11 protein-coding genes are annotated in these 11774 nt (G+C 67.5%); 1 reads left to right on the forward strand and 10 read right to left on the reverse strand.

The genetic code is table 11. The annotated features are described in order from the left end of the window. Positions 1-79 precede the first annotated feature (79 nt). From HQ308_RS20655 to glnA, 5 genes are all read right to left on the reverse strand, one after another. A complete protein-coding gene (locus HQ308_RS20655; RefSeq protein WP_027505791.1) occupies positions 80-1054 on the reverse strand; it encodes a glycine betaine ABC transporter substrate-binding protein in 975 nt (324 codons plus the stop codon). Beyond that, positions 1054-1866: an ABC transporter permease gene (locus HQ308_RS20660; RefSeq protein WP_027505792.1), complete on the reverse strand. Its 813-nt coding sequence runs from the start codon at positions 1864-1866 to the stop codon at positions 1054-1056. Before HQ308_RS20660 ends, HQ308_RS20655 begins: the two co-directional genes overlap by 1 nt. Beyond that, the gene (locus tag HQ308_RS20665) at positions 1863-3068 is read right to left on the reverse strand and encodes an ABC transporter ATP-binding protein (protein WP_056445669.1); all 1206 of its coding nucleotides are present in this window, start codon (positions 3066-3068) and stop codon (positions 1863-1865) included. Before HQ308_RS20665 ends, HQ308_RS20660 begins: the two co-directional genes overlap by 4 nt. Next, positions 3061-3711, reverse strand: coding sequence for an ABC transporter permease (locus HQ308_RS20670; protein ID WP_027505793.1), 651 nt, complete (start codon positions 3709-3711; stop codon positions 3061-3063). Before HQ308_RS20670 ends, HQ308_RS20665 begins: the two co-directional genes overlap by 8 nt. A gap of 238 nt (positions 3712-3949) precedes the next feature. Beyond that, positions 3950-5386, reverse strand: coding sequence for a type I glutamate--ammonia ligase (glnA, locus tag HQ308_RS20675; RefSeq protein ID WP_027505794.1), 1437 nt, complete (start codon positions 5384-5386; stop codon positions 3950-3952). 226 nt (positions 5387-5612) lie between these two features. Here glnA and HQ308_RS20680 point away from each other — a divergent pair, with 226 nt between their 5' ends. Next, positions 5613-6086 (forward strand): RDD family protein, encoded by a 474-nt coding sequence (locus HQ308_RS20680; RefSeq protein WP_027505795.1) that lies wholly within the window; start codon positions 5613-5615, stop codon positions 6084-6086. Between the two features lie 61 nt (positions 6087-6147). Here HQ308_RS20680 and HQ308_RS20685 read toward each other — a convergent pair whose 3' ends face one another. From HQ308_RS20685 to sucB, 5 genes are all read right to left on the reverse strand, one after another. Beyond that, positions 6148-6900, reverse strand: a complete 753-nt coding sequence (locus HQ308_RS20685) for a DUF4191 domain-containing protein (RefSeq protein WP_056445665.1) — start codon at positions 6898-6900, stop codon at positions 6148-6150. Positions 6901-6982: 82 nt separating this feature from the next. Next, on the reverse strand, positions 6983-8020 hold the full coding sequence (gene lipA / locus HQ308_RS20690; protein WP_027505797.1) for a lipoyl synthase: 1038 nt from the start codon (positions 8018-8020) through the stop codon (positions 6983-6985). A gap of 24 nt (positions 8021-8044) precedes the next feature. Beyond that, a complete protein-coding gene (gene lipB / locus HQ308_RS20695; RefSeq protein ID WP_222647729.1) occupies positions 8045-8812 on the reverse strand; it encodes a lipoyl(octanoyl) transferase LipB in 768 nt (255 codons plus the stop codon). A gap of 24 nt (positions 8813-8836) precedes the next feature. Beyond that, entirely contained in the window at positions 8837-9724 is an 888-nt protein-coding gene (locus HQ308_RS20700; RefSeq protein ID WP_056445658.1) for a TIGR01777 family oxidoreductase, read from the reverse strand. A 138-nt stretch (positions 9725-9862) separates the two neighbouring features. Next, the gene (gene sucB, locus HQ308_RS20705) at positions 9863-11701 is read right to left on the reverse strand and encodes a 2-oxoglutarate dehydrogenase, E2 component, dihydrolipoamide succinyltransferase (protein ID WP_222647730.1); all 1839 of its coding nucleotides are present in this window, start codon (positions 11699-11701) and stop codon (positions 9863-9865) included. Positions 11702-11774: the final 73 nt, after the last annotated feature.

An 11774-nucleotide genomic window follows, 5' to 3' on the forward strand; every position in this document is an offset into this window, starting at 1 on the left:
GGTTCTGCACAGAGAACGACCCCGCTCGGCCGACTGTGCCGGGCGGGGTCGTCTTCTGTGCAGTATGTGTACCTCGGTGTCAGTCGGCCCCGGCGGTGACGAAACCCTGCTGCACCATCCAGTCACGCGCCACCTCGGCGGGTTCCCGGCCGTCGACGTCGACCTGCTTGTTCAGCTCGGTGATGGCGTCGATGGTGAGCGCCGCGGACACCGGCGCGGTGATCTCCGCGATCTCCGGGTAGCGGTCGGCGATCTCCTGACGCAGGTTCACCGTCGCGTTGTAGCGCGGGAAGAACAGCTTGTCGTCCTCGACGACCACCAGGTCGAGGCCCTTGATGCGGCCGTCGGTGGTGAACACCTCGCCGAACTTGCACTGCGAGCCGTCCGCCGTCGCCTGGTAGATGATGCCCGTCTGCAGGATCTGGCGGTTCACCGCGTTCGCGTCGAAGCCGTACGCCGCCGCCATGCCGGGGAAACCGTCCTGGCGGGAGTTGAACTCGGTCTCCACGCACACCGCCGCGGCGGCGGGATCACGCTGCACCAGGGCGGCGTAGTCGGACAGCGTCTTCACGCCGGTCTCCTGCGCCGTCTGCTGGTTCATCGCGAGTGCGTACGTGTTGTCCATCGGCGCCGGGTTGACCCAGACGATGCCGTTCGCCTTGTCCGCGTCGCGCACCGCGTCGTACTGCTCTGTCGCGTCGGGAATGGGAGTCTCGTTGCCGAGGTAGTTGATCCAGCCGGTGCCGGTGTACTCGTAGGTGACGTCGACCTGGCCGCTGATCATGGCCTGCCGCGTGCTGTTGGATCCCGAGATGTTGGTCAGGTCGCGGACGTTCGCCCCCGCCGCCTCGAGCGCGAACTCCAGGATGTAGCCGAGGATGATCTGCTCGGTGAAGTCCTTGGAACCGACGGTGAGCTCGGCACCTTCGAGACCCGGCTGCGCCGTGATGCTTCCGGGTTCGACGGCCAGGGGCACCGCGCTGCCGGACTGCAGCCCGCAGCTGGTGAGGGCGAGGGTGGAGACCGCGCACAGTGCGATCAGGGTACGGCGCATCAGCGCAGTCCTTTCGGTCCGAGGAAGGCCTCGGCGAGAGCGCCCAACCAGTCGACGAGCAACGCCAACGCCACCGCGAGCACGGCGCCCACGACGAGGATGAGCGGCTGATTGAGCTTGTACCCGGTGTCGATGAGCACGCCGAGGCCGCCGGCGCCGACGAGGAAGCTCAGCGTGGCGGTACCGACCGCCAGCACGAGAGAGGTGCGCAGGCCGGCGAGGATGTACGGCACCGCGAGTGGGAACTCGATGCGCCACAGGATGCCGGAGCCCGACATGCCCTGTCCGCGTGCGGCATCGATGTAACTGGCGTCCACCTGCTGGAACCCCAGCATGGTGTTCCGCAGCACCGGGAGCAGCGAGTAGAACGCGATGGGCAGGACACCGACCCAGAACCCGGTGCTGCCGGTCGCGAGGAACAACAGGACGAGCAGGCCGACGGCAGGCGCTGCTTGACCGATGTTCGCGATACCGATGAAGACGGGAGCGAGTCGTCGATAGCCGTTGCGAGTGAGGATGATTCCGAGGGGCACCGCGATCAGCACGACGAGTGCCGTCACGACGAACGTGATCAGGACGTGCTCGAGAACGCGCTGGGAGATCGTGGCGACGTTGATCGTCGCCGCCTGCGTCGCCGTGAGATCACGCGTGAGGGCGTAGACCAGCGTGACCACCACGAGGACGAGAACCAGTGCGGGCTGGACGACCAGACGGATCCGTTCGGCTCGCCGCGCTGCCCTGGCCGCGGACTTCGCATCGCCCTCTGCGTCGGCGGGATCGTCGACGACGGACGCCTCGACCGACGCCGTCACGACGACGCGCCCGAGACGGACGCCGCGCCCGCGTCGACCACGTCGTCGTGGTCGTGCGCGTGCTGCGAACGGATGGTCTTGATGGTGTCGATCAGTGCCTCGATGGTGACGGTGCCGACGTACTCGCCGCGCTTGCCCGTCACGGTCGCCGTCGCGTTGCCCTCGGCGAGCAAGGCCTCGAGCGCGTCCTGCAGCGTGGACTGGATCGACACGAGCTCACCGATCGGCACACCGACGTCGCGGAGGCTGCCCACGCCGGCGAGGTGACGACGGTCGGTCCACCGGATGGGCCGCTTCCGGGAGTCGAGGATGAGACCCCACGCCTCCGGATCGGTGCCGAGCGCCCGGTTCATCGTCTCGACTGGCTCGTCCTCACCGAAGGCGGGAACATCGCTGAGCTCGATGTCGCGCACACGCATGAGGGTGAGCTGCTTGAGAGCCGCACCGGCGCCGACGAAGCCGGCCACCGTCTCGTCGGCGGGATTGGCCAGCACGGCCTCGGGGGTGTCGTACTGCAGGATGCGGGACTGGTTGCCCAGGACGGCGATCCGGTCGCCCAGCTTGACGGCCTCGTCGAAGTCGTGTGTCACGAAGACGATCGTCTTGCCCAGCTCGGCCTGCAGGCGCATCAGCTCGTCCTGCAGGAGGCCGCGGGTGATGGGGTCGACGGCACCGAACGGCTCGTCCATCAACAGCACCGGGGGGTCGGCCGCCAGAGCGCGGGCCACACCCACGCGCTGCTGCTGCCCACCGGAGAGCTGGCGCGGGTAGCGCTCGCGGTACTGGCCCGGATCGAGTCCGACCAGATCGAGCATCTCGTCGGTGCGGTCGGAGATCTTCTTCTTGTTCCACCCGATGAGCCCGGGGACCATGCCGACGTTCTGCGCGATCGTCATGTGCGGGAACAGGCCGGCCTGCTGGATCGAGTAGCCGATGGTGCGTCGCAGCTCGTTCGGATCGATGGACAGCGCGTCCTTGCCGCCGATCGTGATCCGGCCGGACGTGGGCTCGATGAGGCGGTTGATCATCCGCATCGTCGTCGTCTTGCCGCAGCCCGACGGTCCCACCAACACGACGACCTCACCCGCGGGAATGGTGAGCGACACGTGGTCGACCGCGGCGGCCTTCTGGTTGGGGTAGGACTTCGTCACGTCCTCGAGGACGATCTCTGCTCCGGTGGTGGTGCGAGTCGTGTCAGTCACGGATACCCCTCGAGGTGGTGAGTTTGCCGATCAGGACGTAGATCCCGTCGAGGATCAGCGCCAGGATGACGATCAGGACGGTGCCGGTGAGGGCCTGGGGAACTGCGGTGGGGCTGCCGACGCGGGCGAGGCCGGAGAACAGGAGATTGCCGAGGCCGGGGCCCTTGGCGTACGCGGCGATGGCGAGAATGCCCATCGCCATCTGGGTGCTGACGCGCATCCCCGTGAGAATCGACGGCCACGCGAGAGGAATCTCGATGCGACGCAACACGGTGGCTCGGCTCATGCCGATACCGCGTGCCGCATCGCTGACCGCCGGATTCACCGCGTCGAGTCCGACCACAGTGTTCCGGATGATCGGCAGCAACGAGTACAGCACCAGCGCGGTGACGGTCGGCTTGACGCCGAGACCGAGAATGGGAATCAGCAGTCCCAGCAGCGCGAACGACGGGATGGTGAGCACCGTGCTCGCGAGAGCGGTGGCGACGGCGGAGCCGGCGGGACTGCGGTAGACGAGAACTCCGATGGCGACACCCAGGATGGTCGCGATGACGACACACTGGACGACGGCGGAGACGTGAAGATAGGAATCGATCGCGAGCTGCCTTCGGCGGCCGACGATGAAGTCCCACAGAGCATCCATCAGGTGCAGATCCTTCGCTCGGCAACAGGAGAGACGCGACTGTGGTGGTGCCACGACGTCCGGCGGCCGGGTGGATCGTCACCCGGAACACAACGGACACCCGTGTCTACCCCGAAAGTTCGGATTTCAATCCAGCTTTCGGTCGAGTCGTGTCCGCATCGTTCCCGAATCGTCCCGGAAACGACGCGAGCCCGCGCCGGACAGGGTCCGGAGCGGGCTCGACGTGGTGGAGCGTGACTCAGCAGTCGTAGTACAGCTGGAACTCGTACGGATGCGGACGGAGGTTCACCGGCGCGATCTCGTTCTCACGCTTGAGCGAGATCCAGGTCTCGATCAGGTCGGTGGTGAAGACGCCACCGGCGGTGAGGTACTCGTGGTCGGCCTCGAGGCGGTCGATCACGGCAGGCAGCGAGGTGGGTGCCTGCGGGATGTTCTTCGCTTCCTCGGGCGGGAGCTCGTAGAGGTCCTTGTCGACGGGAGCGAGCGGCTCGATCTTGTTCTTGATGCCGTCCAGGCCGGCCATCATCTGCGCGGCGAACGACAGGTACGGGTTACCGGACGCGTCGGGCGCGCGGAACTCGAGACGCTTGGCCTTCGGGTTGTTGCCCGTGGTGGGGATACGGACGGCGGCCGAGCGGTTACGGCCCGAGTACACCAGGTTGATGGGGGCCTCGTAGCCCGGCACCAGGCGGTGGTAAGAGTTGATCGTCGGGTTCGTGAACGCCAGCAGCGACGGCGCGTGGTGCAGGATGCCGCCGATGTAGTGACGAGCGAGATCCGACAGACCCGCGTAGCCCTTCTCGTCGTAGAAGAGCGGCTTGCCGTCCTTCCAGAGCGACTGGTGGACGTGCATGCCCGAGCCGTTGTCACCGAAGAGCGGCTTCGGCATGAAGGTCGCGGACTTGCCGTGCTGCCAGCAGGTGTTCTTGACGATGTACTTGAACAGCTGCAGGTCGTCGGCTGCACGCAGCATGGTGTTGAACTTGTAGTTGATCTCCTGCTGACCGCCGGTGCCGACCTCGTGGTGGCCGCGCTCGAGCTCGAAGCCCGCGTTCTGCAGGTTGGTGGAGATGGCGTCGCGGATGTCGACGTAGTGGTCGTACGGCGCGACGGGGAAGTAGCCGCCCTTCGGGCGGACCTTGTAGCCGAGGTTGGGGGACCCGTCGGCCTCGGTCTCGGCGCCGGTGTTCCAGGCGCCGGAGCTCGAGTCGAGCTCGTAGAACGCGCCGTTCATCTGGGAGTCGTAGCGCACCGAGTCGAAGATGTAGAACTCGGCCTCGGGACCGAAGAACGCGGTGTCGGCGATGCCGGTGCTGGCGAGGTACTCCTCGGCCTTGCGCGCGACGTTGCGGGGGTCGCGGCTGTAGGACTCGCGGGTGTACGGATCGTGGACGAAGAAGTCCATGTTCAGAGTCTTGGCGTGACGGAACGGGTCGATCTGAGCGGTGCCGTAGTCGGGCAGCAGCATCATGTCCGACTCGTGGATCGACTGGAAGCCACGCACGGACGAGCCATCGAACGCGAGACCGTCTTCGAGGGTGTCCTTGGTGAACGCCTTCGCCGCGATCGAGAAGTGCTGCTGGATACCCGGGAGATCGGTGAAACGGATGTCGACGTACTCGACGCTCTCATCCGCTATGTACTTGATGACCTCTTCGGCCGTGGTGAAATCCACGCTGGAACTCCTTCTTGTCGAGTGCTGGTCCGCGACGTCTGTGTGAGTGCGGCAGCTGCGCCACGCCGACGGTAGGGAAGTGGTGTTGCCTCACCGTCAAGTCCGTGTTTCGTCGGTGTTACGCGTCCCGTCGTCGCAGCTGGTGGCCGGTGGGAAGACCCTCCCGCCGGGGCGACACCTATCCTGGAGCAATGGCCCCGCACTCACACCAGTATGGAGAACACTCATGGCACGGATGACCGGATCGTGGCTCTCGGGCCCCGCCGCCGCGCTGCCCGACGGTGACCACGAGCAGCAGGCCTACCAGGGCGAGTACCTGGGACTTCCCAAGGTGGGGCCGGGTTCGCTCGCGCCGACACCGAGGCGTGTCGCGGCGTTGGCCATCGACTGGCTGATGTCGATGGGTGTGTCCGCGCTGTTCCTCGGCGGCAGCGTCGCCGGGGGCAACCTGTCGACCCTGACCCTGGGAGTGTGGTTCCTGCTCGGATTCGTGTCCGTGAGCTTGTTCTCCTTCACGCCCGGTCAGTTCTGCATGGGCATGCAGGTGGCGCGCATCGACGCTCCGGGCCGCGTGGGAGTCGTGCGCGCGCTGGTGCGTCAGGTCTTCATCGCCTTCGTGGTGCCCGCCGTCATCACCGACATCGACAGCCGCGGCATGCACGACCGCGCGACGGGCACCGCACTCCTCATGTCCCGGTAGTCCCCCCGTGCGCCTTTTGCGCATCCCTGGACACGCACAAGGCGCACGGGGCCGGAGGCCACTAGCGACGCTTGATGGTGCGCTGCACACCCTTCATCTTCGCGCCGCCCGGCATCGGTCCCTTGGGGAGTGCCGGGCCACCGCGGGCGCCCAGCGCCGAGAGCCGTGACTCGATGGTCTCCATGCGCTTGCTGTCGATGTTCTTCGGCAGCTTGGTCAGGTACTTCTGCAGCTGCGAGAGCGGCACCTGGCCCTCGTCGTTGCCGACGACGACGTCGTAGATCGGGGTGTCGCCGACGAGGCGTGCGGTCTTCTTCTTCTCCTGCGCCAGCAGTGCCTTCACGCGCTGCGGTGCGCCCTCGGCCACCAGGATGACGCCGGGACGACCGATGACGCGGTGCACGGCGTCCAGCTGCGTGGTGCCGGCGATGGCGGTCTTGACACGCCACCCGCCCTGCAGGTTGTCCAGTGCCCACGCGGCGGCGCCGGCCTGGCCCTCGGCCTTGCCGTACACCGACTTCTGCACGCGGCGACCGAAGATCACGAACGCGATGAGCACACCGATGAGGAGCCCGAACGGCAGCAGGAGCCACTCGATCCCGAAGATCAGCCCGATCAGGAAGAACAGCACCGCCATACCGACGACCGATCCGATCATCAGCGGCAGGAGGAGCTTGTCCTCCTTGCGCTGCATCTGGAAGGCCTGCCACAACTGGGAGCGCCGTTCCTTCGAGGCCTGCTTGCGTGCTGCCTTCGCCGCGGCCTTCGCCTCTTTCGAGGCCTTGCCCTTGCCTGCTGTACCGCCGTTCGCCATGGCTCCCAGGATAGGCGCAGACGCAGCGCGGCCCGCCATCCGGTAGGACGGCGGGCCGCGTGGTGTCGCTGGGGGTGTGGGGTCAGCGGGCTGCCAGGCGCGCCATCAGCGAGCTGGCTTCCTGGGACGCCTCGCCGCCGTGCTCGAGGTGGGACATGTTCTCGGAGATCGCACGGCCGTGGTGAGCCATGGCCTGCGCGTAGAGGCGACCCGCGCGGTACGAGGAGCGGACCAGGGGACCGGCGAGGACGCCGGCGTAGCCCATGGCCTCGGCGGCCTTGGAGTGCTCGACGAACTCCTCCGGCTTGGCCCACCGGTCGACCGGATGGTGCCGCGGCGACGGGCGCAGGTACTGGGTGATGGTGAGGATGTCGCAGCCGGCGTCGTGCAGGTCCTGCATCGCCTGCGTGACTTCCTCGTAGGTCTCGCCCATGCCCAGGATCAGGTTCGACTTGGTCACCAGGCCGGCGTCGCGCGCCGCGGTGATGACGTCGAGGCTGCGCTGGTAGCGGAACGCGGGACGGATGCGCTTGAAGATGCGCGGCACCGTCTCCACGTTGTGCGCGAGCACCTCGGGGCGCGAGGAGAAGACCTCGGCCAGTTGGTCGGGGTCGGCGTTGAAGTCGGGGATCAGCAGCTCGACACCGGTGTTGGGGTTGAGGCGCTTGATCTCACGGACGGTCTCGGCGTACAGCCAGGCGCCGCCGTCCTCGAGATCGTCGCGGGCGACACCCGTGATGGTGGAGTAGCGCAGACCCATCGCCTGCACCGACTCGGCCACGCGGCGCGGCTCGTCCCGATCGAGGTCGGCAGGTTTGCCGGTGTCGATCTGGCAGAAGTCGCAGCGACGGGTGCACTGCTCACCGCCGATGAGGAACGTGGCTTCGCGGTCTTCCCAGCATTCGTAGATGTTGGGACACCCGGCCTCTTCGCACACCGTGTGCAGTCCCTCGCGCTTGACGAGTCCCTTGAGTTCGGAGTACTCGGGGCCCATCTTCGCGCGGGTCTTGATCCACGACGGTTTGCGTTCGATCGGGGTCTCCGCGTTTCGGATCTCGAGGCGGAGAAGCTTGCGTCCGTTCGGAGCTTGTGCAGGAGAGTTCTCGGGTGCGACGGTCACCGCATCGATGCTACTCGCGGGGGGTCATCCGCCGAAGTTCACCGTGGTGAAGCGTGGCGTGGGTGCGACGGGCGTTCTGTCCAGATCGTGCACCGCCAACGGCAGGGCACCGTCGAGTGCGTCCAGGATGCGCTGCGTGACCGCCGGAGTGACCTCGTCGACGGTCACGTCGCGGCCGAGTTCGTCCGACAGTGTGGTGACGCCGGCGTCCGCGATACCGCACGGAACGATGGTGCCGAAGCCCTCCAGGGACGCATTGCAGTTCAGGGCGAAGCCGTGCAGAGCCACACCCCGCTGCACGCGGACCCCGATGGCAGCCACCTTGCGTTCGGGCTGCCGTCCCGGACCAGAATCTCGGGCTCCGCGCACCTCGCCGGCCGCGAGCCAGACGCCGGAACGGCCGTCGATACGCCCGACCTCGAGGCCCAGATCGGTGCACACGGCGATGAGTGCTTCCTCGATCAGCCGGACGTACCGAACGACGTCGACGGGCTCCGCGAGCCGCACGATGGGATAGCCGACCAGCTGCCCGGGACCGTGCCAGGTGATCTTGCCGCCACGGTCGACGTCGATGACGGGGGTGCCGTCGCGCGGCCGATCCTCGGGAGCCGTACGCCGACCCGCGGTGAAGACGGCGGGGTGCTCGAGAAGCAGCAATTCGTCGGCGCCGACGTTCTCGGCACGACGGCCGGCGACCTCGCGCTGGATCTCGAGAGCGTCGAGGTAGTCGATCGTGCCGAGCGAACGCACGAGCATCGGCCGGGAGTCGGCGCGGGCGGAGCGGGTGATCATGACATCGAAGAGTACGCCGCCGGGTCAGCCGACGGTGTCCGCGAGCGCCTCTCCGATGGTGTTGTGCTCGAACGTGAATCCGTGCTTCTCGAGCACCGCGGGGATGGCTCGCGGATTGTGCAGGATGGCCTCGTTCGCGAACTCGCCGATGATCGCGGAGATCGCGAACCCGGGCACCATCCACGGTGCCGGGCGATGCACCGCTCGCGACATGGCGCTGTTGAACTGGGCGTTGGTCACCGGTGCGGGCCCCTGGAGGTTGACCGGTCCGGTGATGTCCTGATTCTCGAGGGTGAAGACGATCGCCCGGACCTCGTCCGTCAGTGAGATCCACGGGAAGTACTGGCGGCCGCTGCCGAGCCGACCGCCCAGCGCGAAGAGGTACAGCGGGCGGAGCTTGCCCATCATGCCGCCGTGCCGGGACAGGACGGCAGCGCTGCGCAGGAACACCACCCGGACGCCGTTCGAGGCCGCGAAGGACGTGGCGTCCTCCCAGTCGCGACACACCTCGGCGAGGAAGCCCGTACCGACCGGCGCCGTCTCGTCGACCACGGTGTCGCCGGTGTCACCGTAGAAGTTGATGCCGCTGGCGTTGACGAGCGTCGGCACCTTCGCCTCGACGACGGCGCGGGAGATCACCTCTGTGGGGACGATGCGACTGTCGCGGACGGCCTGCTTGTACGCGCCGGTCCACCGCTTGTCACCGATCCCGACACCGCACAGGTTCACCACGGCGTCGGCGCCCTTCAGCGCCTCCGGGTCGAGCGATCCGGCGGTGGGATCCCAGCCGATCTCGTCCGGTCCCGCGGGTGCACGGCGGACGAGGCGGAAGACGTCGTGCCCTCCGCTGCGCAACGCCGCCACGAGCGACGTGCCGATGAGTCCGGACGAACCTGCGATGACGATGCGCACGAGTGACTGCCTCCTGGGACGGCGACGGGGGCACCCACTGCACGGTGTGCAGCGAGTGCCCCCTCGTTCGACAGGTCACAGATTCCCGGAGGTCGGGGCTGCGAAGTGTCGGGGACTTCCGAGATTACCGAAGAAGCGTCAGAGGCCGAGGTCGGCTTCGAACGCGCCCTCCTCGAGGCGGTGCTTGATGGTGGTCAGGAAGCGACCCGCATCGGCGCCGTCGACGAGACGGTGGTCGTAGGTGAGCGGCAGGAACGCCATGGAGCGGACACCGATGGACTCGCTGCCCGAGGCGTCGGTCACCACGACCGGGCGCTTGACGATGGCCCCGGTGCCCAACATGGCGGCCTGCGGCGGAACCAGGATCGGCGTGTCGAACAGGGCGCCCTGGCTGCCGATGTTGGTGATGGTGAACGTGCCACCGGACAGCTCGTCCGGCTTGAGGCCGTTCGACCGTGCCCGTGCCGCGATGTCCGCGATGGCGCGTGCGATGCCGGCCAGCGACAGGTCGCCCGCGTTGTGGATGACGGGGGAGAGGAGGCCCTGCTCGGTGTCCACCGCGATGCCCAGGTGCTCGGCGTCGTGGTACGTGATCTCCTTCTTCTCCTCGTCGATGCTCGCGTTCACGTTGGGGTGAACCTTGAGCGCCTCGACGACGGCCTTCGCGAAGAACGGCAGGAACGTCAGGTTGACGCCCTCGCGCTCCTTGAACGTGGCCTTGGCGCGGGTGCGCAGTGCTGCCACCTTGGTCAGGTCGACCTCGAACACCTGCGTGAGCTGCGCCGACGTCTGCAGCGACTCGCGGGTCTTCTTGGCGGTGATCTGCCGGATGCGGTTGATCTTCTGCGTCGAACCGCGCAGGTGCGCGAGTTCGGGCCGCACGCCGGCAGTGGACGGTGCCGAGGGCTTGGCGGACGCGGCGGGAGCTGCGACAGCCGGAGCGGCCTTCTCCTCGGCCGGGGCCTTCTTCGCCTCGGCTGCGGCGAGGACGTCCTGCTTGCGGATGCGTCCACCGACGCCCGTGCCCTTGACGGAGTTCAGATCGACGTCGTTCTCCGTGGCGAGCTTGCGCACCAGGGGAGTGACGTACGGGCTGGAACCGCTTGCGTTCGAGTCACCTGCAGGCGCCTCGGACTCGGACTTCGAGGAGTTCTCGGACTTGCTCTCGGACTTCGGCTCCGGCGTGTAGACCTCGCCGGCGGGCTCGGGGTCGGCCTGCTTGGCGGGCTTCTCGGCGGGCTTCGCTTCGGCCTTGGGTTCCGGCTTCTTCTCGGGCTCCGGCTCGGGCTCGGGCTCGGGCGCGGGCTCCTTCTTCGCGGGAGCACCGGAACCGATGACGGCGAGCTGGCCGCCGACCTCGACGGTGTCGTCCTCCTCGGCGCTGATCTCGAGCAGAGTGCCGGCGACCGGGGACGGGATCTCGGTGTCGACCTTGTCGGTGGAGACCTCGAGGAGCGGCTCGTCCACGGCGACCTCGTCGCCGACGGCCTTGAGCCACCGGGTGACGGTGCCCTCCGTGACGGACTCGCCCAGTTCGGGCATCGTGACGGGAGTGCCGTCGCCGCCACCGGTGGAACCGCTGCTCGCACCGCCGTCGTCGTCGCTCTCGGGTGCGGGCGCGTCGGCCTCGCTCTCGCCCTCGACGGACGCCTGCTCGGCGGCGTCGGACGGGCCTGCGTCGGCTTCGTCGCTGCTCGAGTCGTCGCTGCTCGAGTCGTCCCCGTCGGACGGTGCCTCGTCCGCGTCACCGATGACACCGAGCTCACCGCCGATCTCGACGGTGTCGTCCTCCTGCGCGACGATCTTGGTCAGGACACCCGCTGCCGGAGACGGAATCTCCGTGTCCACCTTGTCGGTGGAGACTTCGAGCAAGGGTTCGTCGACTTCGACCGTGTCCCCCTCCTGTTTCAGCCACCGTGTGACAGTCCCCTCGGTGACGCTTTCACCGAGAGCTGGCATCTGGACGGAGAAGGTCATGTCTGTTGACTCCTCGACAAGTTGTAGTACGGGTGTAGCGGCTCGTGGTCGCTAGCGGGTGTGGTGTCTAGCC

Source organism: Rhodococcus sp. BP-241 (assembly GCF_019836145.1).
GTDB lineage: Bacteria > Actinomycetota > Actinomycetes > Mycobacteriales > Mycobacteriaceae > Rhodococcoides.

Excerpts from the sequence above, each read along its gene's own strand:
- HQ308_RS20670 (WP_027505793.1), bottom strand. The coding sequence starts at position 3,711 with ATGGATGCTCTGTGGGACTTCATCGTCGGCCGCCGAAGGCAGCTCGCG.
- lipB (WP_222647729.1), bottom strand. The coding sequence starts at position 8,812 with ATGATCACCCGCTCCGCCCGCGCCGACTCCCGGCCGATGCTCGTGCGT.
- HQ308_RS20685 (WP_056445665.1), bottom strand. The coding sequence starts at position 6,900 with ATGGCGAACGGCGGTACAGCAGGCAAGGGCAAGGCCTCGAAAGAGGCG.
- sucB (WP_222647730.1), bottom strand. The coding sequence starts at position 11,701 with ATGACCTTCTCCGTCCAGATGCCAGCTCTCGGTGAAAGCGTCACCGAG.
- HQ308_RS20680 (WP_027505795.1), top strand. The coding sequence starts at position 5,613 with ATGGCACGGATGACCGGATCGTGGCTCTCGGGCCCCGCCGCCGCGCTG.
- HQ308_RS20655 (WP_027505791.1), bottom strand. The coding sequence starts at position 1,054 with ATGCGCCGTACCCTGATCGCACTGTGCGCGGTCTCCACCCTCGCCCTC.